Here is a 26,109-nt window from a genome sequence, read left to right on the forward strand (position 1 = left end):
CCTTCGTTCTTAGCAAATAAAAAAACGACCATTAAGGTCGTCGGCTTCTAGGTTCGTAACGATTTTCCATGGCCATCCAAGAAGCATTCGCAACGAAAAAACCAATGAAAAAGAACAAAACTAAACGAATAGGTACCCAAACTAAGCTAATTTCGTGCGTATTTAGTAATTCAATAATGCTAAATAAGGCCGTAAGCCCAACACCCCAAGGGAGAAGGCCGAAATTCACCAAATACTTGTTTCTGCCGAGCTGTTTTCTCTTCAGCCATATGGCTTTGCGTGGATCTTCGTTCATATCGAAACTCCCTTTTTCTTTTTATTATAGCATTGCTTGAAATAAATCTCGAATCAGTATTCATAAGAAGCCTCCATTCATATGCTAGTCATAGGGACGGGAGCTTTTTTCTATGGAAGAGATGACCAAAGTCCTCATATTATGGTAGTATAAGGAAGTTGAAAGGGGGTATATCTTTTGCTGCTTAAATTTCTTGCTTTTGGTCTGTTATGGCGACTTGTCGGTAATCCATTCCTTGCACTTCTAATTCTATTAATCATCCTATATGTATTAGATAGAAGATTTATCGGATTGACGCCGAATATTTTTAAGCCATTTCAATTAAGGCGAAGAGCGTCCAGGCTGCGAACGGAATTACATGCGAATCCACATCATACGTCAGCAAAGTTGGAGCTTGCAAGGAACCTGCTGCAGCGCAATAAATTCCAAGAAGCGCTTCCTTACTTGGAACAAACGCTGCCAATTATGGAAGACTCCGCTGATGTGCACTACGAAATCGGACTTTGCTACCTGAAGCTAGGCGATTTGAAAAAGGGAGAGAGCTTCATGCTCCAAGCGATAGAGCTGAACCCGAGGGTTAAATATGGCGAGGCTTATTTACGCCTAGGGGAAGCTTTAGCGCCTGTTGCACCTGAAAGGGCTGTGTGGCTGATCGAGCAGTTCCGTGATCTGCACTCCTCTTCGGTCGAGGCCTATTACCGTCTCGGCTTGCTGTATCAGCAGCTTGGACGCGGCAATGATGCGAAGGCAACATTCCGCGAAGCGTTGGATATTTACCGCGGCTTGCCGCGATACAGCCGCAGACAGCAGCGACGCTGGGCCATGCTTGCTCGTTTCAAATGAAAAAGGTTCCGCTGCTAAGCGGAACCTTTTTTCACGGCCGCGTACAGCCGTACGAGCAGCCAAGAGCCGAGCAGCCCGATCAGGATCGAGCTGGCGGTATGCAAATCATAGAGCCAGAGCTGATCTTGGATCGGCGTGAGGCGACCCCATAGCGTCAGGAGTGCAGGGTGCACAAGGTAGATACCGAAAGAAGCAGCTCCTAATGAGGTAAGTGCAGTACTAAGCTTTGGGCTGTTGGCAAGACGCTTAAGCGACCAATGGACGGCCCATAATGGAACTGCCATACAATACACGAGGAGAGTTAGCTCAAACCAACTATTTGCGAAGCTAGCCAGTTCATATTGATGCAGAAGAAGCATGCCTACGAACGTGGAGCCTGCAAGGTACATGATGCTCCCTATTAATTGCTTGTAGCGTTCAGACCAGGCGGCAATAGCCGAATAATGAATCCCCATGAAAGCTCCAAAGGCGAAAAGCGCTGAGTAGCTGACAAAAAGCGAGGCATATTCCGGCAGGGGATGCACCCCATGATGGAAGGCATAAGCTGCGGCTTGTATAACGATACCTATAGGAATTAGCCCTCGACGAACCCAAGATGACCTCCTCACCACAGTGATGAGAAGCGGGAACAAGAGGTAAAACTGAACGATAATGACCATATAATAGAGATGATAGCTGGCATTTCCTGAAATAAGCAGCTTGAGAAAGTAAATGACGTCAAATCGGATATGTCCATGAAACATAACCTGATTAAATAAATAATAGAACAGGGACCATAGCACATAAGGAATTAGGATTCTTCGCAGCCGCTTTGTCCAGAAAACACGCGACATTCCAGGCTCCCAGCGATCATAATACGTATAGAAGAGCACGGCACCACTGATCCAAATGAAAAGTGGCACAGTGAATAAACTAGCTTTGTTAAGGATGAAAAAGATGGCTTGCGAGCCGCTGCCAATCGGGAGCAGCGTAGCGCTCGATGTGCCGTGAATAAGCACCACGGCGATGATGGCGATTGCGCGGACGAGGTCGATCTCTGGTAATTTGGGTCTTGACGACATGACGGTGTTCTTCTCCTTTTTTCACTTTGTTCACTGTAACATGAATGAAAAAGGAGGACAATACACGCTAATCAATCGCGATAAGCGACAAAACTGTCTGGATCAAGCAGCTTCCACTCAGATGGAGGTGACCCGAAATCAGGGACGTCGATCATTTCGCCTTCCCGTTTGGAAGATTCATGAGCGACCAACCCTGGGGCTAAGTAATCCGCAGCCCGCCAAGCATGATTTGGTGGCAATTTCTTCGTGTAAATGGCTTTCAAATAATCATCAACAAGGAATTGATGAGAGCCGAAGTGACCATTAGGAAGCCCCTCAAAGGCATGTGGCAGGCGGAAGCTGTGGTGCACCTTGGCAAGGCTGGCATGGAAATCGTGCTGCAACGTTTGATTCAGATTGGAATCGTTCACATGCACATATTGATCGTTGCAGGCAAGCTGCGGAGTCAAATCCTGAGTGGCTCCCCACTTCAGAGAGGTCCATGCAGAACCACCCGAATGCTCCTCGTAGCTGCCGGTTGTTCCGAACATGCTCATATATACACTGTTGTTTCCTCCCCAGCCCACGCGCCGGAACTCATTGAGGCGCATCATCCCGCCATCTGAGGTACGTACTAGAGCACTCTGATTACTGAACGTATTGTCCCATAGGTTAGCCCCTTCCCGAAAAATCCCATCTTCGTGCTGGTCTATATAGCCCAAGCAGGATACCTTAGTCGCCTTAGCTCCTGTAACAGAGAGAATCATAGAGACAGAGTGTGTCGGATAATACATCGGTGGAATGCCGGCCACTTTCTTCCAATCTTTCCCGCCAGAATATTTGAAAGCATCATAGAACCCATGCGCCATATCATGCAAATACTGAGCTTCTCCATAGACAAAGTTGCCGAAGTGACCTGCTTTGAACTGGTCTCGGCAATAGACCGTGGAGGGATAGTAATAACTTGTCTCCCCAGTCATATAGATTAGTCCGGAACGCTTCACTTCCTCTATGATGGCGGATATTTCGTCTAAACTTTGGGCCATTGGTACTGCACAATAGACATGCTTGCCCGCTTGCAGAGCTTGTATCGTTTGAGGGCCATGCAGATGTCTTTGTGTAAAAATGGCGACGGCGTCCACATCGCTGCGCAGCAGCTCTTCCAATGAAGCGTAAGTTTGTTTGAGGGAAAAAGCTTTTGCAAATTTTTCGCGACGATCCTCGTGCAATTCCGCCAAAACAACTTCATCGACATAAGGATGAGCTTGAAACAGCTGTACGAAGCATTGGGAGAATTGACCTGCTCCAACAATTCCTATTTTAATACCCACGAAAGTTCCTCCTATAATGAGAGCTTATATTTCTGCTGCCGATATGCGACTTCTCTTTTATTGTAAAGAGGTTTCTTCACGATGTATTTAGTCCAAAGTAACAATATGGTTTCCAAAATCACATGAAAGAGACCCAACTTGCATCAGCCAACGTGCTTGCTTGACGCTCTACAGCTAGCGCGATACACTGATAGAAGTGAATACAGCGAAAGTCAAGAGGGTGATTGTACATGAGTTACGAATATCTCATGCAAGCGGTATTGTTAATTTTCCTGGTTGTCATTACTTTTTTTGCAATGTTGATTTGGACGAAATGGCGAAAAAGAGGACGGAGATAGCATTATGTATTTTATTAATCATGAACAGATCGATGAAAGAATTCAGTTTTTATCTGCATTGGCCGATGCGAGCAAACAGTTAGAACAGCAGTGGGGACAAGGCACGAATACTCTCGTTTGGCAGCTCGCCCAAGAGCGTGTTCTTCATTTGGCTATTGAAACCGTAACGGATGTAGGAAGCCTGCTGATCGATGCCTTCATTTTGAGAGATGCAAGCAGCTATGAGGACATTGTAGAGATTGTACACGGTGAAGGCGCATATTCGGAGGCATTAACCGAGACGCTGCTTGAGCTTGTGAAGCTCAGAAAACCTCTTGTGCAGGATTTTGTAGCATGGAACCGCCAAGATCTGCATCCATTGGTGCCTAAACTTCCAGCGGCTTTTGAGGAGTTTGCTGCGAGTGTAAGGGCATTTATCAAGAGTGAATTGGAATAACATACATAGATGTTTCTTAATTTACAACTTGGATATGATGCTGTAAAATGAAGCATAATGATTGATCCGAGGGTAGGTGAGCTAATGAATCAAGCACTTGAGACATCTACGCGTAAAGTGATTCTTTCCATGCTCAAAACTAGTGGACCTCTAAGCGTTCAAGAGATATCCAAACAGCTCGGAATTACGGAGATGGCCGTCAGGCGTCATATTCATTCCATGGAAAAGGACGATCTGCTCGAAACGAAGCTTGTAAGGCAAGCGATGGGGAGGCCAACCAATGTGTATACGTTAGCTCCCAAGGCGGACGAACTATTTCCTAAGAAATATATGCAATTGACACTCGATTTACTGGATGAGTTACTGGAAGATCAGGGGCATGAGAAGATCGAGCGGCTTTTTGAAGGCCGACAAGATAAGCTGGAATCTCGTTATCAGCCGCGTATGCTGGACAAAAGCTTGGAGGAACGTGTAGCTGAGTTAGCACAAATACAGAACGAGAACGGGTATATGGTCGATTGGTCACAAACAGAGGATGATACCTATACGTTTAGCGAGCATAATTGCCCGATCGCCCAAGTGGCGAATACATTTGGGCAGGCGTGCCAGTGTGAACTCGCCCTGTTCCGAAATTTACTTGACGCAAATGTCGAGCGAACAGAATGTTTAGCTAAAGGCGCAAACAAATGTGTCTATATCATTAGCAAAAATAAATAACCATCTACCTCTAAGCCTAGGGGAGATGGTTATTTTTGTATTTATCGCGAAGCCGCAAGCAGGCGGGCAGCTTTGTCTGTGATCCACTCGAAGCGACCGGCTTCGATCTCTTTTAGATTAATAAGCGAGCCGCCAATCCCTAATCCGTAGCATCCCAGATCTACAAATTGCTTAATGTTCTCCTCGGTTACGCCACCAACTGCCATCATAGGAATATGGTCTAGCGGCCCCATTAGTTCCTTGATGTAGGTCAGTCCAAGGCTGGCGCTTGGGAATATTTTAATCGCTGTCGCGCCTGCTTTCCACGCTTTCACGACCTCCGTTGGTGTCATCGCTCCTGGGAAAATCGGTATCCCTTCGCGGCTTGCATAACGGATAACATCCTCGTCCAAATTCGGAGTAACGAGGAAAGAAGCGCCTGCTTGAATAGCTTTCTGCGCATCCTCCACATCGAGTACGGTACCTGCTCCAATAAACATTTGTTCGCTGAGCTTAGCCTGCAGCTCACTGATCATCGCCAAAGCGCCAGGAGTGTTGAGCGTTACCTCCATTACGGTGACCCCGCCTTTCAAAAGCGCTTCCGCCAAAGAAACAATGTGAGCTTCTTTCACGCCTCGAACAATGGCGATAATGCGCGTTCGTTCGATTTCCTTCAATCCTTGTTCTCGATTCATGTGATTCCTCCAGAAGTTCAAAGTTCGATTTGTTTTTCATTATGACAGGTCCCTGAAATTTTTCCAGCTTTTTTGTGTCAAAACAAGCTGCTCCTATCTATACTGTAGTAATTCATAGGCATTCGTCTAGAAGCCGTCATCAATCTACGCAGTTTGCAGACCCAGGAGGTGCCTGTCATGACATGGATGGAGATTAGTGCAGTGGGTTCGACTCTTGCTTTTATCGTTCTCGTCGTCTTTGCGGTTCGCATGCTGATTACGGCAAAACGCATGTTACAACAGCTTAGCGATACGGTTGCTCAAACGGAGCAGCATGTAGGAAAGGCGGCAGGGGAAGCTGAGCAATTGCTGAAGCAAGCGGGGCAGCTGACCGAAGAGGTGCATTTGCAGGTGCTGGCGTTAGAGTCAACCGTTCAATCCATCGAGAAGACTGGAGCAGCTATAGGGGATGTCGCTTCGGTCCTTCGCAAAGGTGCACGAATGATGAATGAGTCGCTTCACGGTGCGGAAAAGGTTGTACATACCCACCAGAAGCGTATACAGGACGTCATGGAGTGGGCAACGACGGGTCATGAGCTGTGGCAAAGATGGCAGGCGAATCGGAAAGCCAAATCAGACCATTAAGGAGTGGATTTCACATGGCAAGCGAAAAAAAAGGTAAGGATCTTCTCATCGGAGCGATCGTAGGAGGGTTACTGGGCGCAGCAACAGCTCTGCTGTTCGCCCCGAAATCCGGACGCGAGCTAAGAAGTGACATTGCGGACAATGCCAAAACGGTTAGCGACAAGACGGTGCAACTGGCCAACTCCGTCACACAAAAAACGCAAGAGGTTGCAAAATCCGTTAGCACGACAACTTCTGATTTCGTTGGCAAAGCGAAAGAATCGGCAACAAATGTGGTAGACACGGTTCGTTCCTGGAAAGAGGCCAAGATTGACGATGCGCAGTTGCAAGATGATGTAGAAGTATCTGAAGCAGCAGAAGATTTAGTCATCCTAGGAAATCGTTAAAATGAACGAAAAGCAGCAAGCTCAAGAAATTGAGCTTGCTGCTTTGACATTTACCACTTGGACGGGTCAATCTTGCGAATGTCCAAACCTTCCCAGACGTTCTTGATGGGAGCTGTTTCCGGATGTTCGAAGACCAGCCATGCCGTAGGTAGATACCTCTCCCCGTATTCACTGGATGGCTTATTGATGATGGCATTGTTGTGTACAAGAACGGTAGAGGCACCACCGTCTAGATTGGCAGCAGTGACAGCGCCGTGCGCCAGGAAAATCTCCTGAATATCGTACAGCGTAGCTCCTATGCTGTGCTTCTGCCTGCCGTCGATGACAGCGAATAGAATGGAGCCGTCTTTCGTTTGGGCCATACTGGTTCGCGGAGCAATACCCCAGCCGTCGGCTTGGCTTTTGATTTGTCCAACGCCGTTGACGATGAACCGCGGGGAGAAGGAAACAGCTTCCTGAACACCCATTGCCACCAGTTCGGAGACTTTATATTTGCCGGCGATCATACGCCCTTCTTTATCAATACCGACCACTTGTACAGTGCCGTTCATGCCTTTGTCATTGTAAAAGATTTTGCCTCCGGACATGACGATGCCTTCCGGTTGAAACCCATTCCCCTCCCAATTGGGGTCGATGAAGCCTCCGCCGTTAACGCCGAGGATCGCTCCCGTTCTTTTGACCATGGAGGATACTTTCTCGCCTTTGCCCACTTTCTCAGGTACAGCAATTCGAAGCTTTTTTGGATCAGAAATGGTGACAAGCTGTCCTTTGAAATTCGTCCCCGAAATGGGTTCGATGGTCACGAGCTCTTTCTTGACTGCCGCCTCTGGGGCAGCTGAGCTCACAGGTTCAATCTGAACAATACCTTTATCTTTCTCATCGCCCATTTCGTCGAATTGCTTCCAATAAGCTTCCACGCGCTTCTGCAATTCTTCGGAACCAATTAAATATTTGGCCCAATCGCGATGCTGCGTTGTAATCAAAGTATCCGCCATCATGAGTCGGACACTTGTGCCAGAAGATGTAAGGAAAAACCAACATAAAGACAGGGTAGAGAGAAGAACTAAACTTAAAATCGTATACTGAAAAAAACGCATGCCCACAGAACGTTTTCTGTTCTTTCTCGCTAGTCGAGACTGTGTGGAGGTGGTCTGTTGTACAGCCATGAATTCATTACCAACCCTCTCTAACAAAAAATCAATTCAATCAACCTTTATAGATAGACGAAAAAAAAGGAGTAAAGTTTCATTCTTGATGAACTTTACTCCTTTTTAATAATTGTTATTAGATTGGACGTCTTACTGAAGATAGCAATGAATCTGCTGCTGATTGACGCTCGTAGTGAAATTCTAAGCCCGCGCCTGTATTCCGAGCTACACTGCGAACAATGAGATCGTGATACTTCTTTTGGCGAATCGCAGCAATAATAACAAACTTCGAGATGCCGAGAGCGTCAAAATAAAGTTTTCCTTCTCGTTCATTGTACTTTTGCACATGATTCATGTTGACGAAAAGGTCGGTATCCATCTTTTTAAAGCCCATTTCTTCAAGCTTATCCATGAAAAGACTGAAATCAAGCAATGAATTTACAGCTTGGCTTATGCGTTCAAAACGAGTATGATAAATCATTTCTTTCGAGCTGACTTCAATAAATAAAGTATCGTTCATGGGAACGGGTTCCTGTAAGGCGACTTTGCTGCTGTTAGCTTGCTCACTCTCATTCTCGAGGTAGCCGGCTTTCTCCATTAAATCGGTGTACGGAATGTTGTAGGCATCCGACAATTTTTTAAGCGTAACAGGCGATGGGTTGATTTTCTCATTGGTCGAGCGGTTGCGCTCTAATTCCAAATCCCTGATGTAGGCGTGTGAAAGTCCGCTTTTGTTAGCTGCTTCGCGCAGGGACATTTTGCCCCGTAAGCTTTCCAAAAATTTACCGAATCCTTCTAATTGCTTCATAGTGATGAATCCCTCCATATTTTTTAATTGTAAATGAGTTTCATGGAAATGAAAATGTTTGAGCGTGAATTGGTGTCATTTTCCTGAAATCCCTGCCATGTGGGCTGCGTGCATATTTAAGCTTGGCGATTGGAAAATTAGTAGCATCATCATGGAAAGAGGCTGATCGCATGGCAAGAGATTTACCCATTGGGAACGGGAATGTACTCATTAATTTTGACGCTGCTTATAATATTCGTGACATGTATTACCCTTTAGTAGGTCAAGAGAATCAATCTAGCGATCATCTTTCACATTTTGGTATTTGGTGTGCGCGAGACTTCTTCTGGATCGACCATCCGGAAGTTACCAAAAAGCTGAATTACCTAGAAGATTCGCTGGTTACAAACGTTGAATGCGCCCATGAAAGACTGGGATTAAGCTTCATTATTCGAGATGGCGTTGATGTGCAACAAAATGTTTTTTTACGAAAAATTAAGGTGGAAAACCATTTTGATGAGGAAAGAGAGATTAAACTTTATTTTCATTTGGATTTGCAAATCTATGGCAATGGTGTAGGTGATACGATTTATTTCGACCCGGAGTTGAATTCGCTGTTGTTTTATAAAGGGCATCGCTACATGTCATTGTCAGGTTTATCTCCAGATGTGGACAAGCCGTATCCGAGCGGCTATGCAACGGGGCAGAAAGGCATACATGGCCTCGAAGGCACATGGCGTGATGCGGAAGACGGCCATTTAGGGGGAAATCCGATTGCTCAGGGATCGGTTGACGGAACACTTGAGTTGACGATGGTACTGCCGCCTAGAAGCTCCAAGGAAGCATGGTTCTGGGTTTGTTTCGGTCATACGAAGCAGGAGGTTGAGAGATTGGAAAGCTTGCTGCGCACAGAGTCTCCCCAAGCTCTACTGCAGCGCACCCATGACCACTGGGTAAAATGGGTCAATCAGGATGCTCATCAGCTTACCTTGTTGAAGCCGGAACTTTCTTCCTTTTATAAAAGATGCCTGCTGATCACAAGGACGAATGTTGACAATCGTGGTGCTATTATTGCGGCAAATGATTCGGATATTTTGAAGTTTGCCAAAGATACCTACTCCTATATGTGGCCGCGGGACGGGGCTCTGGTGTCTCATGCCTTAGATCGGGCTGGTTACTATGAACTGTCCAGGAAGTTTTTTGACTTTTGTATAAAAGTGTTGACACCTGAGGGGTATCTCATGCACAAATACAATCCAGACAGCTCCGTAGGCTCAAGCTGGCATCCATGGGTGGATGGTCAGGGGAAAAAGCAGTTGGCCATTCAAGAGGATGAAACGGCACTCGTTCTGTATACGTTGTGGCATCATCATAGGCTGGCAGGCACCATAGAGCGCTCACGGGAAGATTACGAGAAGTTTGTGAAACCCGCTGCGGACTTTCTAGTTCATTACCGGGATGCTTCTGGGCTTCCGCTGCCCTCCTACGATCTCTGGGAAGAGCGTTATGGCGTATTAGCCTTTACAGTCGCATCTGTGTATGCGGGCCTCGTTGCTGCTGCTCGTTTTGCTGAGTATCACCAGGATAAAGCGCGTGCCGTTTATTATGCAGATATCGCAGATCAGGTGAAAAAGGCAGCGGAACAGCAGCTGTTCGCAGCTGACCAGAATCGCTTTCTACGTGCTTTATATTGGAGCTATGAAGAAAATAAATATGTACCTGACTATACACTCGATATGAGTATGTATGGGCTATTCGACTTTGGATTGTTCGAGCTGGAGGATCCAAGGATTGTGGCTACGATGACGATTCTAAAAGAGAAATTGTGGGTACATACGGATATCGGCGGCATTGCCAGGTATGAAAATGACTACTACCATCAGGTAACGAATGATATTGCTAAAGTGCCAGGGAATCCGTGGTTTATTTGTACGCTTTGGTATGCGGAATGGTTGGTAGCCTCGGCAAAAGTGATTGAAGATCTACAAGAAGCGGAGAATCTGATGCGCTGGGCAATACGCCATGCGCTGCCATCGGGCACGATGGCGGAACAGGTGCATCCGTTCACAGGAGCGCCGCTCTCTGTTTCACCACTGACATGGTCACATGCTTCTTTCATCAAAGTAACGCAAGAGTATTTGTCAAAACTGAAGAAATTGACCTCGACGGGAACCAAGCAAGCAGCAGATGCCAGTGAAGATAAAGTACTGGAGCCGGTTGTTCAATAGCTGGGAGGAGATGATGAAATGAAAGCGATTCGCGTCAAACAACTGCGACAAGGTAACCCTTCGATTGCGTTAGAAACCGTGGACGATCCCGCGATTTCTCATCCGCAAGAAGTGATAGTCAAGGTACTCGCAGTAGGTTTGGATGGGACGGATAAGGAAATTCTGCAGGAAAAATACGGTGTTCCCCCGCAAGGGGAGGACGATTTGACGACTGGCCATGAATCCTTGGGCGTCGTAACCGAAGCTGGCGCAGAGAGCGGATTCCAGGCTGGAGATCTCGTGACCGCAATTGTACGGCGTCCCTGCCGGAATCAAAGCTGTGTCAATTGCCGGAATGGTCACTCTGACTTCTGTCAGACTGGCGAATTTGTGGAGCGCGGGATCAAAGGTGCGCATGGCTTCCTCTCGGAATACTACAAAGAAGAAGGGCGTTACCTCGTGCAAGTTCCAACTGTGCTGCTTGAGCAAGGCGTGCTGGTCGAACCGCAGAGCATTGTTGAGAAGGTGTGGGATCAGGTCCTGCGCGTGCAGCAGCGGCTGATCTGGGAGCCGAAGACAGCGCTCATCCTTGGCTCAGGCCCGCTAGGGCTGCTCGCTGCTATGACGTGCAGGCTGCTCGGCTTGGACGTGCACGTTTGGTCCAGATCCCCGCAGGATAGTCTGCAAGCGCAGCTTGTTAAGGACTGCGGAGGCGTGTACCAACCGGCTGGCGAGGGCGAAGCGGCCGCCGAGAGTTTAACGGCTTATGCAGAGGGACTCGGCAAGCCAATGGATCTTGTGCTCGAATGCACGGGCTTCAGCCCGCTGGCCTTCGAGGCTATGGCTGTGCTAGCGCCGAATGGCGTGCTGGCGCTGCTTGGGGTCACGCCAGCTGACCGCAAGCTGGAGATTTCCGCCGACATGCTCAATCAGAGCATGGTGCTGGAGAACAAATGCGTGATCGGTTCGGTGAACGCGGCGCGCAAGGATTTTGAGACAGCTATCTATCGGCTGCAGCAGATGGAGCGGATGTACCCCGGTTGGCTTGACCGACTGGTCACCAACCGGATGAAGCTGGAGGCTGTGCCGGAGCTGGATTTTGCGAGTATCCCGATCAAAGCTGTCGTTGACATAGTTCCTGTGGAACAATGGCGCGGGCTGGTGAAACAAACGAGGGTAGTGGAGTACAGCTTCTCGGTTTAAATGGGATGACCGTTAACGTTGAAAAACAACGTTTCAGCGGGGCAATGAGGGGGCTGAGGCACTTTTCTTGAAGTAAGCAGGTTAGTTGTAGGATGCGCACCGAGGAGTTTGGTCCGAGAGAGCCAAAAAGGCCGTCTCTGTAACCGAAGCGCCAGACCAAGCATTGAGCCGTCCCAAAAGGATGTCTCGTTAGTCCACGCCCGGATTTGACGGAGTCGAGGACAATGCCGCGAGCTCCCCCAAAAGGTTAGACTTCCCTCCTATATTTTTCTATAATAATGGGAGAAGGGGAGGACGAGCACAAATGTCAAAAAAATTCTTAAGAGAAAACGGAATGCACCTATCCTGGCTACTTGCATTAATAGCCACATTAGGGAGTCTGTATTTCTCGGAAATTATGCATTTTATACCTTGCAAATTATGTTGGTATCAACGTATTCTCATGTATCCGTTAGCTATCATCTTGGGAATCGCTGCTGTGCGCAGAGACTATAAGCTGACGATTTATGTCTTACCTTTGACGATTTGGGGAGCTTGTATTTCCGTTTATCACGTATTGCTCCAATCCGGGGTTTTCCACGAATCCGCAACGGGCTGCGGGCCAATTCCATGTGACGTAGATTACTTGAACTGGCTTGGTTTTATTACGATTCCTATGCTTGCCGGAACTGCTTTTATTTTGATCACCATTCTCCAATTCTTGACATACCGAGCTACGAAATAAACCCTCGTACCAAAAATAGGCAGGTAATTTGTCTAGCGCTGTCGAAAGGAGTACTGAACGTATTCCTATCAAGCGAGGTGCTACAGATGACACCAATTACCAAAAGTGCTGCACTGCTGATCCTTTTAAGCGCAACATTGGTCGGTTGTGCAGACAAAAGCCTGCTTTCTCCGGCTGCCGAAGCGGTAACGACACCAAGTCCGCAAGCAACAACAAAAACGGTGGTGCCAACGCCAACTCCTAAACCAACTGCAAAGCCCATAGCTACTCCTAAGCCAACCGTAGTACCGAGTGCAACTCCGCATCCTACGACTGCCCCTAGCCCTACAACATCAGCAAAACCGGCAGCGGGCACGCCAACGACAAAGCCAACAGCAGGGGACAAGACCCCTTATTCGTGGTATTACATGAAGAAGAAAACAGGGCAAGTTCCCGATTTTCCGAAAGAAACGAAATCTTTTACCGCTGATCAGAAAGCAGTCTGGGTAGGGACTGGGAAAAAGGTTTACTTAACAATTGATGCGGGAGGTCCGCTGATTGAAGTGGATTTAATGCTCAAATCCTTGAAGGAAAACGGCGTGAAAGCGAATTTTTTCATATCAGGAAACAATATTAAGTTAAATCCGGATTATTTAAAAAGAGTAGTGGCAGACGGCCATTTTGTTGCCAATCATACGATGACGCACAAAGATTTCAATGAGCTCAGTGATGACCAAATTCGCAAGGAAATTACAGATTTTGAAGCTTTATATAAGAAGCTGACGGGCAAGGAAGTCGAGAAATATTTTCGCTTCCCTTACGGTCACTACAATATGCATAACTTAAGTTTGGTATCCAGCATGGGGTATACGTCTGTCTTTTGGTCGACGGCCATGCGAGATTGGGAGCCGAGAGAGAACGGAGCTGAGGATCCGTACAATGATATCATGAATAATTTGCATGATGGCAATATTATTTTGATGCATCAGGGATCTTTGGAAAACATGCAGGCACTCGCGCGCATTTGCAAAGAAATCAAGAAGCGAGGCTACGAATTCGCACTTGTGAATGATTTGCAGCCCAAAAAATAAGTGACCAATTACCAATAATCAGTGTTGTAAGCCTAGGTACCTTTCAGCTTGTACGTTCATATTCTATCCATGTAGCCTGTGAAATTCATTAACCGGCAAAGGAAGCGGATAGGTGTGCAGCAAGCGATAGCCGTACTGGACTCCGGAGTCGGAGGATTAACTGTAGTAAAAGAACTCATGAGGCAGCTGCCGCAAGAAAAAGTGATCTATTTCGGTGATACGGCTCGAAGTCCTTATGGTCCGCGATCAGCTGTAGAAGTGCGTATATTTACCCGGCAAATTGTGGATTACTTAATTCAATTTAACCCTAAAATGATAGTGATTGCTTGCAATACGGCGACTGCGGTAGCCATAGAAGATATTCGAGAACGTGTCTCGATTCCGGTGCTGGGTGTTATCTCGCCTGGGGCGAGAGCCGCAATTAAGCACACGCGAACAGGGGTTGTTGGGGTTATTGGCACGGAAGGGACGATCAAAAGCAAGGCATATGAACATGCCTTAAAGTTAATTTCGCCGAACATTCAGGTGTACAGCGAGCCTTGTCCGCTTTTGGCGCCTTTCGTGGAGAAAGGGCTTTTTGGAAGAGAGCAAGAACAGGAGATTGTGGAGCAGTCGCTTCAGCCGCTAGCCGACAAGCCAATTGACTGTTTGATACTGGGATGTACGCATTATCCCTTTCTGATGGAGCCAATCTCCCGGGTTATGGGGCCGGACGTAACGTTGATTTCATCTGCGGACGAAACAGCAAGAGAAATCAGCACGATTCTGTACCATCGCGATCGGATGGAAACCTCGGGGATACTGCCGATTCACCAATTTTTTTGCAGCGGAGAACCTACGTTATTTAAGCGTATTACGGAAAGCTGGCTCAAAGATCAGATTGCCATTACACCTGTCGTCTGGCAGGTGCCTACTATTTTTTGAATAGACCCTCAGGGGTCTATTTTTTTGTTGAGTGGCGTGCTTCTAACTTAACTTCGTTATGCCGCATGATTCTAATGGAGCAGGCATATTCATAACCTACGTAGGAGATCAAAGAGCTGTGAGGTGGTCGTATGTTGGGTTACGGGTATGATACGTTGTGTGATGAATTAAATCGGCTAGGCAGGATTTATCCTTTCCTGCATGTCGAAGTTATAGGGGAAAGCGTGATGGGCAAAGGCATACCGGCACTGCGCATCGGTCAAGGGACTAGGGAGCTCCATGTCAACGCAGCATTCCACGCAAATGAGTGGATTACAACACCGCTTATTATGCAATTCGTGGAGGATCTTGCTTGCTCTTATGCCAGAGGAACGGCATGGCAGGGTAGAAACACCAGACGCCTGCTTTCAGAGTATTCCCTATGGATTGTTCCAATGGTGAATCCTGATGGTGTAGAACTTGTTCTGAATGGCATCAGCCCTGATCATCCCTATCAAGCTAACTTGCTGGAATGGAACGGAGAACAGCCTGATTTCAGCAACTGGAAAGCGAATATAAGAGGTGTAGATCTCAATGATCAATTCCCAGCGCATTGGGAAGATGAGGCTGAGCGTAGAGGGCAGTCGGGGCCGGGGCCGCGAGATTATGGCGGCGAGACGCCGTTATCTGAGCCAGAAGCAGCGGCGCTTGCGCGTTTTACAGAATGCCACCCATTTGAGCTGGTCGTTGCCCTACATACCCAAGGAAGAGAGATCTATTGGAATTACCGTGGGTATGAACCTACGGAAGCCGAATCGTTTGCTGAGCAGTTAGCTACCGTCAGCGGTTATGAGGCCGTGAAGTTAACCGATAGCGATGCAGGGTATAAAGATTGGTTCATACAGCATTTCCGAAGACCTGGATTTACGGTCGAGCTCGGTGTCGGTGTCAATCCGCTGCCCGTGGAATCCTTTGCCGATCTATACGCGGAGATCGTCCCGATCCTGCTGACTGCGTTGGAATTACAAACAGTTAACCGTTAGACAACAACCGTTAACATAACCTTGTTTCTCAAGAACCGATCTGTCCAAACTTCATATACTGGAGTAAGGAGACGGTTGGGAGGCGAGGTTATGGCACCACCTAAAGGTAAAGGCAAGGTTGTTAAGAAGAAAGTGGTATCTTCCAGAGAGCAGTACACGATGAGAATTGTAGAGTCGTCTACGTGCGCGGTTTGTAAAACACAATGTACAAGAGGACTTCGTTACTTGGAACAAATGTCTCAGCCGGGGGCTGTTGGTAGAGGGGTTCCATGCATTTTGACCAGAAAAAAAATCAATTAATCAAAAAAAAGTCCACGCCTAATGGAAGAGAAGGCATGGACTTTTCTTTCTTTATTTGTGTCCTTTATTGCTTTTCTGATCTTGCGTTTTCGTAGTTGTATTTTTGCGGGAATGTCCTTGCTGTTTATGATCTGCTGACATGGTCGTTCCTCCTTAAATATCGTTGTTGGAAGGCGCGTGATTATTATGATCAGTTGGTTGATTTTGATACGGCTTTGGGGAAAAATAAAAACCCAACGGACGATGGTTATCGTTCGTTGGGTTGTATGCGAAGACGTAGAGTACGATTAATGGTTAGGAGGAAGCAGTTTATCTGCAAGACGTTGCTTCACCTTTTTGATAGCATCTGTCTCTAATTTGTGGTTTTGGTTGAATTTCGCACCTGTTAGTGCAAGCGCTTCCTTAACAGTCATTTCTACATAAATGATCTCTTCGCCTTGAGGAATTTGAACAGAATTTTGATTCATTTTCATCACTCCTATGTCAACTTTTTGAAGAGGAAACCTTGATTTGGCGCACTTTTAATATAACATATCATGTAAGGTTAAACAAGGGTCATTAAGACCTATTTATAGAAAAAGAATGTCGGAAACCAAGCTGAGCGACAAAGAAAAAAACACGCAAAACGGCAGCATATGCTAGGCCATTTTACGTGCTTTTGATCATTAACTATAGCAGCGAATCTCTACAATTTCGGCTCGCTCGGCACCATTGGTCGACTCCACGAGCAGGCGTAAGCGGCTAGTAACTACAGTTTCAGGGAAGATATGGGTATGATGGCGAGTGTGATTATTAAGTTCTTCAGCGACAGTTTTCCACTCTCCGTGAGCGAAGGCTTGCAGTTTGTAGTCCTTAATCAACTCAGGAATAACCTCGAACTCTGTCCGATGATGATGCAAATTAATTAAATCTTCATGGACATCGTCATTCAGTGTAAGCTGTACGCTGCGGATCGGCACTTCATTCGGCCAGCTGACTTCAAGCCATTCTGGTGTATCAGCTTCTATACGAGCAGAAGACCACATGTTCGGACCTCCGTAAGGCCGTTTAAAGCCATTAGCGGCTTTATCTGCTGTGTAAGCCGAAGTAGGTGAGAGCAGACGGAAGCAGATCGGCTTGCGGTTGAATTCCCCTGGTGTCCAATCAACGACAGGCTGGTTCGGTGTCAAGTCACCATAATCTGCGGAGGCATTGCTGTTATTTTTATGCTTAAGCCCAAGAACGCCAGATTGTAGTTTGTCGGACTTATGGACAGACAGCACAGGATTGCTGCGTAAAATAATAAACGCATTTTGAGCGACATCCGGGTGCCAGCTTATCGGAACAGGGATCCATTGCTCTGATCCTTGCGAAACGGCTACTTGGGCGGTTGCTACTTGCGTGTGCGGGACGTAGTTTTGCGGCTTGCCCGTGCTCCACAACTCAACGGATAGCTCTGTTTCCTCCGAGGCGTCAAGCAGCAGCTCGATGCCATCGATATACGGATCTACGGGCACGAGAAGCGCCACACTATCGGTGAGCGGATACACCGACGCGGACTTTTCAACCGCCAGTTGGCTCAAGGTGCTGGATGCTGTCAAGGACGCGCTAAGCACGAGGTCAGCTGCGTCAGCGTTCTTGATCCCGAGCACGGAGGCATCCTGCCGCAGCAGCGTTTGCTGCAGCTCGCTCAGATGGCTGCCATGCAGCTCGCGAGGGGAAATGCCCTTCGCTGCGCAGAGGGCAGCGCCTGTTCCTGCGGCTTCGCCGATGACGGCACAAGTCGCCATGACGCGCGTCGTGCCAAAAGCAACGTGGGACGCGCTGATATTGCGCCCAGCCATGAGCATATTCGTCGTATTGACCGAATAGAGGGAACGGAACGGAATATGGTAGCTGCCATCCACATGCATATGTTTAGAGCCCTTCGCCGTAGCATACATGCCTTGCGGCGGATGCAAGTCAATCGACCAGCCGCCGAAGGCGACGCGGTCTTCGAACAGCTCTTGCGCGATCACATCGTTTTGATTGAGAACGTAGTCCCCTACGAAACGACGATATTCCCGTTTACCCGGAACAGATCCGATCCACTCGAGAGTGAGGTTATTGGCTTCGAACTTACCGGAATTTTTGATATAATCCCATATTCCGTAGATCACGGAAGACAGTTCATCACGGATTTTTTCATTATCATGAACGGTATCCAGTTCACCGCCCCATTCAATCCACCAGTAAGCGCAACCATTATCTCCGCTGCGAATAACCCGTTTCATAGGAATAGTGGTCTGCGTGATGTCTTTAGCGAAGCTTGGCGGGATGTATTTCACAGGTCGGCCTGCGTCTTTGGTATAGAATAGCAGTGTGCTTCCTAAGGTAATATCATCTGGGACGAGAGGTGCCCATTCTTCATTAAACTCCTCTTGTGCTTCACGCCCAATACGGAACTTCGCGCCCGCAAGGAAACCGACGAGCCCGTCGCCTGTGCAGTCCAGATATACGCGGCTGTCGAAGCGGATACGGCGTTCCGATCCCATCATCCAACCTGTAACGGATCGGATAGTCCGAGAATTCTCGTCACCGTCAGCATCAACTTCATGGACATCTGTATTTAAGAAGAGGGTAATATTTTTCTCGGCTTTTACTTTTTCGAGCACAATCAGATCCCATAGATAAGGGTTCCCATCGATATTGCGGTATTGGTTCTCAACAAACATTTCACCCATGATACCGGTTTCACGTGCATATCGATGAAGGCCGTGGGAAGTAGCTCCACAAACCCACACGCGTACTTCACTGCTGGAATTCCCACCCAAAACAGGGCGATTTTGAACAAGTGAAACAGTTTGACCTAATCTGGCCGCTGCGATTGCGGCACATACACCGGATAACCCCCCGCCGACAACGGTAATGTCGGATGTAACGATTTCGTGTTTCATGACCAGCACCTCACTAGTTAATAGAATATCTTTGATTTCATTGTAAAACATTCTATTTCCATTGAACATGCAGTCAGTTACAATAAGCATATACTTTATTTCATTCAAGGGAGAGCGGGATATGGCTTTTCGTGATGTGGCGGTAAAACTCATTTCCCATGTTTATTGGCATCGAAAAGATGAGTTTATGTATAACGAGGACACCTATCCTTGCTGGACGTTATTTGCCGTGGAAGAAGGCAGATTTGTCTATGGCATAGGGGAGCAAAAAGGTGAAGCGGGATTCGGTGACTTTGTCATCTGTCCGCCTCATGTCGGCTTTCGAAGGAAGACGCTGGAGCTGCTATCGTTTCATTTTCTGCAATTTGTCTGGCTGTCTGAACCAAGTTCAGAGGAAACAAGTAGCTGGAGAGGCAAGCTTGTCATTAAGGATATAGAGAGATTAACCTCGAATTATCACTATTTGAAGAAATTCCAGGGTTGGGATGAAGAGAGCACGCTGCATAAGCAGCATATGCTCAGCGATCTGCTTCGATTGGTCACAATAGAAAGAGAACTCAAAGACGACCTCATTATAGAAACCGATATTTTGATGGAAAAAGCACGCAAATATTTGACGGATCACGCATATGGAAGTTTATCGATGCTTAATTTGGCGGAGAGCTTAGGGCTTACTCCCGTGCAGTTTACTAGAAGGTTTCGCAGAGCTTTCACGCAAACACCTTCTGAATTTCTGAATGAACTTCGCTTAACAAGAGCACGCCATTTGTTGGAAGGGTCGACCTTGACACTCGATGCGATCGCTGGAAACTGCGGATTTGAGAACGGTTTTTATTTGAGCCGCGTGTTTACTCAGAAAATCGGGATGGCTCCATCGGTGTACCGCAGCATGTATCGTGTTTAACGCTGAAAAAAGCCCATCTTTCCACGGAGGAAGGATGAGCTTTTATGTTTAGGGCCCAGCCGTAGGAAACTTGCCCTGAGCATATTCATCCTCAGGTTTGCGTATCCAGCGTTGGAAATAACCTTGTGTATACAGGGCTTTGAGCAGGATGATTAAGACAGGCGAGAGGATGACTCCAGCAACACCAAATAACGAAAGGGACACGATCATGAATGCTAGTGTCGTAAAGGCCGACACGCCTAGGGATTCCCCTGTAATTTTTGGTTCCATGATCTGTCTGACGAGGATAACGACAAGCAGCAGCGCGCTTAACCAGATCGCAAGTGTTGTCTGACCCACGATAAACAAGTAAATGATCCATGGAATGAACAAAGTGGACACACCCAGCAGCGGTAAAACATCGAAGATAGCCGAGAGCAGGGAGATGGAAAACGCATTATTGACACCGAGTAGGAGCAACGCGAAAAAAACGACAATAAACGTTAGGCTAATCAGTTTAAGCTGAGCTTTTACGTAAGAGACAATACCCTTCACGACATTTTCTTTTAAAAAGAAGAAAACGGATTTAAACGTTCTTGGTGTTTTCTCACTGGCAAGGCGTTTCCAAGAGTCGATTTCGATGCTGAGGAAGTAGGCCAAAATGATTCCGACAATGAAGTTGAACATGAAGGTGGAAAAGGAAGTCAGCGAGGCTACTAAACCGGATAGGAAAGAAATAATGAATCTAGATGCATTTCCTGCGAATTGCCCAGCATACTCTTTGGCTTTGACAATGACATCAGGGGGCAATGTTTGGAAACGATCATTTAATTCGCTAATTTTATGTATGATTTGGTCATTAAAAACGGCTTGATAATCGTCTACTTTATCGACAAGGCTCATGATCTGGCTTGTGAAAATAACGACGGCACCCGTCAGTGCGCCAAGGATGATCAGGACGAAGAGGAGTGTCGAGATCGCTGATGCAATCGACTTTCGCATCCCTTTGCGATTCAGAAACCTAGCAAAAGGCTCGATCATCATGAAAATGATCAGAGCCAGAAAGATAGGCGTCGCGATGCGATACAGATAGCTGAACAGCAGCATGAAGAGGTAGACGGTTAGAACAATGAGAGCAATGTCAAAGGCAGTTCTCCAATATTTCTTGTAAAAAGAAATCATGCATGTTCCTCCGGGGCTTTATGTTTATTGTTCCGTTAAAATAATTGGTCCTTGGCTTGTAATCGCAATCGTGTGTTCATATTGGGCAGATAGACTGCCGTCGTTAGTTCTTGCTGTCCATCCATCGCTATCTACCTTGGCATGATATTTGCCTACATTAAGCATCGGTTCAATCGTGAACACCATGCCTTCTTTAATGCGCGGCCCTTTGCCTGCTGGTCCATAATGCGGAACCTGCGGTTCTTCATGCATTTCGGCGCCGATTCCGTGTCCAATAAAGTCTCTGACGACGGAGAAGCCGTGTGATTCTGCGTACACCTGGATTGCATGCGCAACATCGCCGATGCGGTTTCCTGGAATTGCTTGCTCAATGCCTTTATAGAGCGATTCCTTGGTTACTTTAAGCAATTTCTCGGCAGTAGGAGAGATGTTCCCAACGGCATAGGACCAAGCAGAATCCGCCAACCAACCATCAATCCGTACCACCATATCAATGGTTACGATATCACCGTCGTTCAAGGCCTCTTTCTTCGGGAACCCGTGGCAGATGACATCGTTAACGGATGCGCAAGTGGCGTAAGGGTAGCCGTGATAGCCTTTTTGTTCCGGTGTTGCGCCGTGCTTCGCCAAAAAGCCCTCTACGAATTGGTCGATTTCCCAAGAGGTGATACCTGGGCGAATCATAGTGGCAATTTCTTTATGGCAATCCGCCAGAATGCGTCCGGCTCTGCCCATTTTTTCAATTTGCTCTTTTGTTTTAATGGTAATCACGTGAGTCCAACTCCTCAGCTGTTATTCAATCATTATGTCCACTTTGCAGACCATAGCTTCATTTCTTTTAATATTTGATGCAAATCCTGCCCTTTCGGTGTCAATGTATACTCAACGGTAACAGGGACAGTAGGGTATGCCATACGCTCCAAAACACCATGATCCTCGAGATGCCGGAGAATATCGGTTAGAGATTTAGGGCTGATTCCAGTCACTTGACGCTGTAGTTCGCCGAAACGTTTCGTACCGCAAAACAGTTCCCGAAGAACGAGAAATGCCCATTTCCCACCGATTACTTCAAGTGTGCGTTCAATAGAGCATTCAATTTCTTTCGGTACTTTAGGAACATAGTTGCTGAGTGGGGCGACTTTTTCGTTTTCAAGAGTTGACATTCAGAAACGCGTCCTTTCCATTTTGGAATGTACATAACTATCCATGAAGTAAGTAAGTTACCATCTTGTATTTAGGGTAAAATAGTTCCACTACTATGTATTTTAAAGTTCGTGAAGCCAATTAGCAATAGTAAGGCTTTATTGTGACGAATGTAAATCCCTTTCAAGACAGTCATGGACAAAGGTTGATTTCGCGCCTTAGATTCTTTACAATAAGAAATAAAATTATTGTTTCAGGAGATGTGTACATATGAACGTCAAAATTTCCCGTAATGCTGCGAAAGTACTTCAATTGGAACTTGAAAAAGAAGAAAACAAAGGCCTGTTGGTTCGCGTACAAGTGACTCATAAGCATGGTGACCATGCTCACTATGGCTTGGGTCTTGACGATAAATCTGATAATGACGTCGTTGTAAGCACCGATAAAGGCATTGATGTTTTGCTCGATCAAAGTGAACCATTGCTTGATGGTATCCGTATTGATTACTTCTACACACCAGAAGAAGGTTTCATGATTACGAACCCAAGCAAGGGGAACACCGGAGATCACTAATGCGTAATGATATTCGCATTTGTGATAAATGCAAACATATGAAAGTGAAATCTGCACTTTCAAAAATTAAAGCCATTGCACCTGAGGCTGAAGTCAAAATTGCCTGCAAATCGTATTGCGGTCCTTGTTCTCGTTTTGCTTTTATATTCATTAATGGCCGCTATGTGACAGGAGCAACTGAAGACGAAGCAATCGAAAAAGCTAAAAAATACGTCAAATAAAAAGAACCGTCTGGGCATCTTCAAAAGCCCTGACGGTTCTTTCTTTAGCTTAAACATGTACGGTGGAATTGTCCAGAAGCTTACGAATTTGACTTTCGATTTTGCGCGGCGTTGTAGTGGGTGAGAACCTTTTAATAACATTGCCGTCTTGATCCACTAGAAATTTAGTGAAATTCCATTTGATACTGGAGCCTAGCAGACCGGAAGCCTGCTGCTTCAAGTAACGATAAAGGGGATGGGTGTCAGCGCCGTTGACATCAATCTTGGAGAACAAAGGGAAGTTCACACCAAAATTGATTTGACATGCCTGTTCAACCTCTGCATCGTTTCCAGGCTCTTGATCTTTGAATTGGTTGCAAGGGAAGCCTAATACGTTAAAGCCTTGATCTTTATATGTGTCATGAAGCTCTTGAAGGCCCTTGAATTGAGGAGCGAATCCACATTTCGTTGCGGTATTAACAATGAGCAGCACTTGTCCTTTATAGTCTGCAAGGGACTTATCTTCACCGCGGATCGTCCGGGCCGAAAATTGATGAACGGTCAAAAGAATCACCTTTTTCACAATTATTTTATACAATTTAATTTTACGCAATTTTTATCGGTTTGTGAAGTGAATGTTTATAGGGCAAAAACCCGGATCGAGCCATGCTCGAAGGTCTAGATTTATTTATTCACGATATCCGCAAGCGCATCGTCAACGGAGCTATATGTAAAGCTGAAGCCATGCTGGAGCAGGACGTGAGGCAGCACTTTCTGGCCCTCCAGAAGCAGTGTGGACAATTCGCCGAAAGCAAGTTTCATGATAAAAGCAGGGAGAGGGAACAGATTTGGTCTGTGCATCGCTTTGGCAAGTGCCGCTCCGAACTGCTTGTTCGTGACGGGACTTGGCGCTGTCGCATTGACAGGTCCGCTGATTTCTTCATTTTGTATGCAGAAATCGATCAACCTCACCATGTCTTCAATGTGAATCCAAGAGAGCCATTGTTTGCCGCTGCCGACAGGGCCGCCAACGCCAAGCTTATAAGGGAAAGCCATCTTTGGAAATGCTCCCTCTTTCCCGTCGAGCACAAGTCCAACGCGAATTTTTACAATTCGGGGTCCTTTGATTTGATCTGCCGCCTCTTCCCATTTGTCCACGACACTAGATAAGAAATCCATCGTATGGCGGGGGCTGCGCTCATCGAAAGTTGCCGACTCAGACGTGCCATAGATGGACATGCCTGAAGCGTTAACGACCATTTTAGGTTTCTTGTCCAATCTTTCTACCAGGTGCCCAACTTGCTGTGCCGCTTTGATGCGGGATTCTAAGATACGCTGCTTAGCAGCAGCCGTCCAGCGCTGATTAATCGATTCGCCGGCTAAATTTACGATGGCATCCAGACCTTCAAGCTTCTCAGGCTCATCTTGCAGTTCTTCCCATGTTACCGTGCGCGCACCTTGCACGACGGCTTGGGGAGAGCGTGAAATCGTGATCATATCATGGCCCTGCTGATGGAAATAGGCAATTAAACGTCTTCCAATAAAACCGCTTCCTCCGGTTACCGCTATTTTCATGGCTGAACACCTCCGTGAATTAAGATTTACAAATCTTACATATTAAATTAATATAGCGGAAATTATTCTCCATTACTCTTTTAAAGATGTATCTATGGAAGAGGAGATGGAACTAACTATGAAAACAACATTCAAAATGATCGCAGGCTCAGCTCTGGCTGCCCTTCTGCTGATGCAATCCAGCGCTTTGGCTGCTGAAGAAAGACTGCCTTTGCGCAGCCAACTAGAAGCGACAGGAGCTTCAGTGACTTGGGAAGTAAGCACGAATACAGCATTATTTACGTTGAAAAATGGCGTGAAAGGTTCCGTGACCGTCGGAAAGAAAGAGTATGTACTAGGCGGAAAAAGCGGGAAGCTGAGCAACGAAGTTGTGAATGTGGAAGGCAGTCTAATGGTGTCCGCTGAACTCTTCCAAGCTGTAAAGGAATCGGATGTACAAGGAGAAACAAAGCCGGCGGCTCCTTCTAGCGTGCAAGTTCAGGCTGATGCGGAAACAGGCGTTGTGGAATCTAGCAGCGACGCGGCTGATGATCCTGCTGTGTGGGTACACCCGAGCGATGCGTCGAAGAGCAAAATCATTGCCACGAATAAAGGTGGCGGCGTGCTTGTTTACGACTTGGATGGGAAGCAAGTTCAGTCCTATACGATTGGCAAAATGAACAATATTGACGTTCGCTATGGGCTTCCGCTCGGTGGAGCAAAAGTCGATATCGTAGCAGCTACGAATCGGACAACCAACACAGTCGATGTGTTTTCCATCAATCCGGAAACTGGCGCGCTAACGAACATTGTAGATAAGCCTATCCACTCCGATATGGGAGAGGTTTATGGTTTTAGTTTATATCACTCCACACGTACGGACAAGTTCTATGCACTAGTTCTGGGCAAGAATGGTGAATTTGAGCAATATGAACTGAAAGATAACGGCAGCGGCAAAGTTGAAGGCAAAAAGGTTCGCGATTACAAATTTAAAACACAGGCAGAAGGCTTGGTAGCTGATGATGAGTATGGCGTCATGTACTTGGCTGAAGAAGACGTGGCTATTTGGAAAATGAACGCAGAACCGGATGGCGGCAATGAAGTGGTCAAGCTCGCTGAAGTGGATAATAAAACGTTAACAGCTGATATCGAAGGCCTAACGATCTATTATACAGCTGACGGCAAAGGATATTTGCTCGCTTCAAGCCAAGGTAGCAGCACTTATGCGGTCTATAACCGTACAGGCAAAAATGAATATTTGGGCAGCTTCGCTGTAGCTGACGGTGCTCAAGTAGACGGTACTTCGGGAACAGACGGTATTGATGTTATTGGATTAAGCTTGGGTGCCAAATATCCCAATGGATTGTTTGTCACGCAGGACGATGAGAATTTCGAAAAAACAGAGAAATTGAATCAGAATTTTAAAATGGTGAGCTGGGACAAAATCGCCAAAGCGTTCGCAGAACCATTGACAATCGATAACTCAGTCAATCCGCGCAATTTCACGAAACGCGAAGACAAATAAAGAATTGAACGAAAGGGCTGCACACCTTAGGGGTGGCGGCTCTTTTTGCATTGACAGGAAATAGG

General features: G+C 46.7%; 29 protein-coding genes. 16 read left to right on the forward strand and 13 right to left on the reverse strand.

From position 1 onward, the window contains the following. Positions 1–31: 31 nt before the first annotated feature. Positions 32–295, reverse strand: coding sequence for a hypothetical protein (locus tag AC58VC_RS14465; protein WP_161409149.1), 264 nt, complete (start codon positions 293–295; stop codon positions 32–34). 177 nt (positions 296–472) lie between these two features. Between AC58VC_RS14465 and AC58VC_RS14470 the strand changes: the two genes are divergently transcribed. Beyond that, on the forward strand, positions 473–1,138 hold the full coding sequence (locus AC58VC_RS14470) for a tetratricopeptide repeat protein (protein WP_497369447.1): 666 nt from the start codon (positions 473–475) through the stop codon (positions 1,136–1,138). Positions 1,139–1,152: 14 nt separating this feature from the next. Here the strand turns inward: AC58VC_RS14470 and AC58VC_RS14475 are convergent, their stop codons facing one another. Then, complete coding sequence (locus tag AC58VC_RS14475; RefSeq protein ID WP_497369448.1) at positions 1,153–2,199, reverse strand: acyltransferase; 1,047 nt, start codon at positions 2,197–2,199, stop codon at positions 1,153–1,155. A gap of 71 nt (positions 2,200–2,270) precedes the next feature. Further along, positions 2,271–3,509, reverse strand: coding sequence for a Gfo/Idh/MocA family protein (locus tag AC58VC_RS14480; RefSeq protein WP_497369449.1), 1,239 nt, complete (start codon positions 3,507–3,509; stop codon positions 2,271–2,273). A gap of 342 nt (positions 3,510–3,851) precedes the next feature. Here AC58VC_RS14480 and AC58VC_RS14485 point away from each other — a divergent pair, with 342 nt between their 5' ends. Together AC58VC_RS14485 and AC58VC_RS14490 are read left to right on the forward strand one after the other, a co-directional pair. After that, on the forward strand, positions 3,852–4,283 hold the full coding sequence (locus tag AC58VC_RS14485; RefSeq protein WP_497369450.1) for a DUF86 domain-containing protein: 432 nt from the start codon (positions 3,852–3,854) through the stop codon (positions 4,281–4,283). Between the two features lie 84 nt (positions 4,284–4,367). Beyond that, positions 4,368–5,000: a helix-turn-helix transcriptional regulator gene (locus AC58VC_RS14490; RefSeq protein WP_497369451.1), complete on the forward strand. Its 633-nt coding sequence runs from the start codon at positions 4,368–4,370 to the stop codon at positions 4,998–5,000. A gap of 41 nt (positions 5,001–5,041) precedes the next feature. Here the strand turns inward: AC58VC_RS14490 and AC58VC_RS14495 are convergent, their stop codons facing one another. Continuing rightward, a complete protein-coding gene (locus AC58VC_RS14495; RefSeq protein WP_497369452.1) occupies positions 5,042–5,674 on the reverse strand; it encodes a bifunctional 4-hydroxy-2-oxoglutarate aldolase/2-dehydro-3-deoxy-phosphogluconate aldolase in 633 nt (210 codons plus the stop codon). A 177-nt stretch (positions 5,675–5,851) separates the two neighbouring features. On the opposite strand from AC58VC_RS14495, the gene AC58VC_RS14500 reads away from it, so the two are divergent. Continuing rightward, positions 5,852–6,298, forward strand: a complete 447-nt coding sequence (locus AC58VC_RS14500; RefSeq protein WP_497369453.1) for a DUF948 domain-containing protein — start codon at positions 5,852–5,854, stop codon at positions 6,296–6,298. Positions 6,299–6,312: 14 nt separating this feature from the next. Next, complete coding sequence (locus AC58VC_RS14505; protein WP_497369454.1) at positions 6,313–6,684, forward strand: YtxH domain-containing protein; 372 nt, start codon at positions 6,313–6,315, stop codon at positions 6,682–6,684. A gap of 50 nt (positions 6,685–6,734) precedes the next feature. Here the strand turns inward: AC58VC_RS14505 and AC58VC_RS14510 are convergent, their stop codons facing one another. Beyond that, positions 6,735–7,781: a phosphodiester glycosidase family protein gene (locus tag AC58VC_RS14510; protein ID WP_497369455.1), complete on the reverse strand. Its 1,047-nt coding sequence runs from the start codon at positions 7,779–7,781 to the stop codon at positions 6,735–6,737. Positions 7,782–7,968: 187 nt separating this feature from the next. Then, entirely contained in the window at positions 7,969–8,640 is a 672-nt protein-coding gene (locus AC58VC_RS14515) for a helix-turn-helix domain-containing protein (RefSeq protein ID WP_497369456.1), read from the reverse strand. 170 nt (positions 8,641–8,810) lie between these two features. On the opposite strand from AC58VC_RS14515, the gene AC58VC_RS14520 reads away from it, so the two are divergent. The 7 genes from AC58VC_RS14520 to AC58VC_RS14550 all read left to right on the forward strand — a co-directional run bounded on the left by AC58VC_RS14520 (position 8,811) and on the right by AC58VC_RS14550 (position 16,069). Further along, complete coding sequence (locus AC58VC_RS14520; protein ID WP_497369457.1) at positions 8,811–10,847, forward strand: glycoside hydrolase family 15 protein; 2,037 nt, start codon at positions 8,811–8,813, stop codon at positions 10,845–10,847. Positions 10,848–10,865: 18 nt separating this feature from the next. Beyond that, positions 10,866–12,029: a glucose 1-dehydrogenase gene (locus AC58VC_RS14525; RefSeq protein ID WP_497369458.1), complete on the forward strand. Its 1,164-nt coding sequence runs from the start codon at positions 10,866–10,868 to the stop codon at positions 12,027–12,029. A 304-nt stretch (positions 12,030–12,333) separates the two neighbouring features. Beyond that, positions 12,334–12,753, forward strand: coding sequence for a disulfide oxidoreductase (locus AC58VC_RS14530; protein WP_497369459.1), 420 nt, complete (start codon positions 12,334–12,336; stop codon positions 12,751–12,753). Between the two features lie 86 nt (positions 12,754–12,839). Next, complete coding sequence (locus tag AC58VC_RS14535) at positions 12,840–13,823, forward strand: polysaccharide deacetylase family protein (protein WP_497369460.1); 984 nt, start codon at positions 12,840–12,842, stop codon at positions 13,821–13,823. A gap of 114 nt (positions 13,824–13,937) precedes the next feature. After that, positions 13,938–14,747 (forward strand): glutamate racemase, encoded by an 810-nt coding sequence (gene racE / locus AC58VC_RS14540; protein WP_497369461.1) that lies wholly within the window; start codon positions 13,938–13,940, stop codon positions 14,745–14,747. A 134-nt stretch (positions 14,748–14,881) separates the two neighbouring features. Beyond that, entirely contained in the window at positions 14,882–15,769 is an 888-nt protein-coding gene (locus tag AC58VC_RS14545; protein ID WP_497369462.1) for a M14 family metallopeptidase, read from the forward strand. Positions 15,770–15,859: 90 nt separating this feature from the next. Then, positions 15,860–16,069 carry a hypothetical protein gene (locus AC58VC_RS14550; protein ID WP_497369463.1) on the forward strand — a complete coding sequence of 70 codons (210 nt, stop codon included), beginning with the start codon at positions 15,860–15,862 and terminating at the stop codon, positions 16,067–16,069. A gap of 287 nt (positions 16,070–16,356) precedes the next feature. Here the strand turns inward: AC58VC_RS14550 and AC58VC_RS14555 are convergent, their stop codons facing one another. Together AC58VC_RS14555 and AC58VC_RS14560 are read right to left on the reverse strand one after the other, a co-directional pair. After that, a complete protein-coding gene (locus AC58VC_RS14555; protein ID WP_477500386.1) occupies positions 16,357–16,536 on the reverse strand; it encodes a hypothetical protein in 180 nt (59 codons plus the stop codon). Between the two features lie 198 nt (positions 16,537–16,734). Further along, a complete protein-coding gene (locus tag AC58VC_RS14560) occupies positions 16,735–18,984 on the reverse strand; it encodes an FAD-dependent oxidoreductase (RefSeq protein ID WP_497369807.1) in 2,250 nt (749 codons plus the stop codon). A gap of 121 nt (positions 18,985–19,105) precedes the next feature. Between AC58VC_RS14560 and AC58VC_RS14565 the strand changes: the two genes are divergently transcribed. Beyond that, positions 19,106–19,888 (forward strand): helix-turn-helix domain-containing protein, encoded by a 783-nt coding sequence (locus AC58VC_RS14565; protein WP_497369464.1) that lies wholly within the window; start codon positions 19,106–19,108, stop codon positions 19,886–19,888. Positions 19,889–19,936: 48 nt separating this feature from the next. Here AC58VC_RS14565 and ytvI read toward each other — a convergent pair whose 3' ends face one another. The 3 genes from ytvI to AC58VC_RS14580 are packed head-to-tail and all read right to left on the reverse strand — an operon-like array spanning position 19,937 to position 22,212. Next, on the reverse strand, positions 19,937–21,049 hold the full coding sequence (gene ytvI / locus AC58VC_RS14570; RefSeq protein ID WP_497369465.1) for a sporulation integral membrane protein YtvI: 1,113 nt from the start codon (positions 21,047–21,049) through the stop codon (positions 19,937–19,939). A gap of 24 nt (positions 21,050–21,073) precedes the next feature. Next, positions 21,074–21,820 (reverse strand): type I methionyl aminopeptidase, encoded by a 747-nt coding sequence (gene map / locus AC58VC_RS14575; protein ID WP_497369466.1) that lies wholly within the window; start codon positions 21,818–21,820, stop codon positions 21,074–21,076. A 32-nt stretch (positions 21,821–21,852) separates the two neighbouring features. Further along, positions 21,853–22,212, reverse strand: coding sequence for a winged helix-turn-helix transcriptional regulator (locus AC58VC_RS14580; RefSeq protein WP_145659322.1), 360 nt, complete (start codon positions 22,210–22,212; stop codon positions 21,853–21,855). A 250-nt stretch (positions 22,213–22,462) separates the two neighbouring features. On the opposite strand from AC58VC_RS14580, the gene AC58VC_RS14585 reads away from it, so the two are divergent. Then, complete coding sequence (locus tag AC58VC_RS14585; protein ID WP_497369467.1) at positions 22,463–22,765, forward strand: HesB/IscA family protein; 303 nt, start codon at positions 22,463–22,465, stop codon at positions 22,763–22,765. After that, entirely contained in the window at positions 22,765–22,986 is a 222-nt protein-coding gene (locus AC58VC_RS14590; RefSeq protein ID WP_497369468.1) for a YuzB family protein, read from the forward strand. Before AC58VC_RS14585 ends, AC58VC_RS14590 begins: the two co-directional genes overlap by 1 nt. Before the next feature lie 49 nt (positions 22,987–23,035). On the opposite strand, the gene AC58VC_RS14595 is transcribed toward AC58VC_RS14590, so the two are convergent. Continuing rightward, the gene (locus AC58VC_RS14595) at positions 23,036–23,530 is read right to left on the reverse strand and encodes a glutathione peroxidase (RefSeq protein WP_497369808.1); all 495 of its coding nucleotides are present in this window, start codon (positions 23,528–23,530) and stop codon (positions 23,036–23,038) included. A 119-nt stretch (positions 23,531–23,649) separates the two neighbouring features. Then, positions 23,650–24,540, reverse strand: a complete 891-nt coding sequence (locus AC58VC_RS14600) for a TIGR01777 family oxidoreductase (protein ID WP_497369469.1) — start codon at positions 24,538–24,540, stop codon at positions 23,650–23,652. A 118-nt stretch (positions 24,541–24,658) separates the two neighbouring features. Here AC58VC_RS14600 and AC58VC_RS14605 point away from each other — a divergent pair, with 118 nt between their 5' ends. Continuing rightward, positions 24,659–26,044, forward strand: coding sequence for a phytase (locus AC58VC_RS14605; RefSeq protein ID WP_497369470.1), 1,386 nt, complete (start codon positions 24,659–24,661; stop codon positions 26,042–26,044). Positions 26,045–26,109 lie beyond the last annotated feature (65 nt).

The organism is Paenibacillus sp. J22R67, assembly GCF_059692175.1.

Excerpts from the sequence above, each read along its gene's own strand:
- AC58VC_RS14555 (WP_477500386.1), bottom strand. The coding sequence starts at position 16,536 with ATGAATCAAAATTCTGTTCAAATTCCTCAAGGCGAAGAGATCATTTAT.
- AC58VC_RS14590 (WP_497369468.1), top strand. The coding sequence starts at position 22,765 with ATGCGTAATGATATTCGCATTTGTGATAAATGCAAACATATGAAAGTG.
- AC58VC_RS14600 (WP_497369469.1), bottom strand. The coding sequence starts at position 24,540 with ATGAAAATAGCGGTAACCGGAGGAAGCGGTTTTATTGGAAGACGTTTA.
- AC58VC_RS14560 (WP_497369807.1), bottom strand. The coding sequence starts at position 18,984 with ATGAAACACGAAATCGTTACATCCGACATTACCGTTGTCGGCGGGGGG.
- AC58VC_RS14505 (WP_497369454.1), top strand. The coding sequence starts at position 6,313 with ATGGCAAGCGAAAAAAAAGGTAAGGATCTTCTCATCGGAGCGATCGTA.
- AC58VC_RS14535 (WP_497369460.1), top strand. The coding sequence starts at position 12,840 with ATGACACCAATTACCAAAAGTGCTGCACTGCTGATCCTTTTAAGCGCA.
- AC58VC_RS14525 (WP_497369458.1), top strand. The coding sequence starts at position 10,866 with ATGAAAGCGATTCGCGTCAAACAACTGCGACAAGGTAACCCTTCGATT.
- AC58VC_RS14565 (WP_497369464.1), top strand. The coding sequence starts at position 19,106 with ATGGCTTTTCGTGATGTGGCGGTAAAACTCATTTCCCATGTTTATTGG.
- AC58VC_RS14550 (WP_497369463.1), top strand. The coding sequence starts at position 15,860 with ATGGCACCACCTAAAGGTAAAGGCAAGGTTGTTAAGAAGAAAGTGGTA.
- AC58VC_RS14490 (WP_497369451.1), top strand. The coding sequence starts at position 4,368 with ATGAATCAAGCACTTGAGACATCTACGCGTAAAGTGATTCTTTCCATG.
- AC58VC_RS14485 (WP_497369450.1), top strand. The coding sequence starts at position 3,852 with ATGTATTTTATTAATCATGAACAGATCGATGAAAGAATTCAGTTTTTA.
- AC58VC_RS14530 (WP_497369459.1), top strand. The coding sequence starts at position 12,334 with ATGTCAAAAAAATTCTTAAGAGAAAACGGAATGCACCTATCCTGGCTA.
- AC58VC_RS14465 (WP_161409149.1), bottom strand. The coding sequence starts at position 295 with ATGAACGAAGATCCACGCAAAGCCATATGGCTGAAGAGAAAACAGCTC.
- AC58VC_RS14475 (WP_497369448.1), bottom strand. The coding sequence starts at position 2,199 with ATGTCGTCAAGACCCAAATTACCAGAGATCGACCTCGTCCGCGCAATC.
- AC58VC_RS14500 (WP_497369453.1), top strand. The coding sequence starts at position 5,852 with ATGACATGGATGGAGATTAGTGCAGTGGGTTCGACTCTTGCTTTTATC.
- AC58VC_RS14520 (WP_497369457.1), top strand. The coding sequence starts at position 8,811 with ATGGCAAGAGATTTACCCATTGGGAACGGGAATGTACTCATTAATTTT.
- AC58VC_RS14585 (WP_497369467.1), top strand. The coding sequence starts at position 22,463 with ATGAACGTCAAAATTTCCCGTAATGCTGCGAAAGTACTTCAATTGGAA.
- AC58VC_RS14605 (WP_497369470.1), top strand. The coding sequence starts at position 24,659 with ATGAAAACAACATTCAAAATGATCGCAGGCTCAGCTCTGGCTGCCCTT.
- AC58VC_RS14515 (WP_497369456.1), bottom strand. The coding sequence starts at position 8,640 with ATGAAGCAATTAGAAGGATTCGGTAAATTTTTGGAAAGCTTACGGGGC.
- AC58VC_RS14580 (WP_145659322.1), bottom strand. The coding sequence starts at position 22,212 with ATGTCAACTCTTGAAAACGAAAAAGTCGCCCCACTCAGCAACTATGTT.
- AC58VC_RS14510 (WP_497369455.1), bottom strand. The coding sequence starts at position 7,781 with ATGCGTTTTTTTCAGTATACGATTTTAAGTTTAGTTCTTCTCTCTACC.
- ytvI (WP_497369465.1), bottom strand. The coding sequence starts at position 21,049 with ATGATTTCTTTTTACAAGAAATATTGGAGAACTGCCTTTGACATTGCT.
- AC58VC_RS14495 (WP_497369452.1), bottom strand. The coding sequence starts at position 5,674 with ATGAATCGAGAACAAGGATTGAAGGAAATCGAACGAACGCGCATTATC.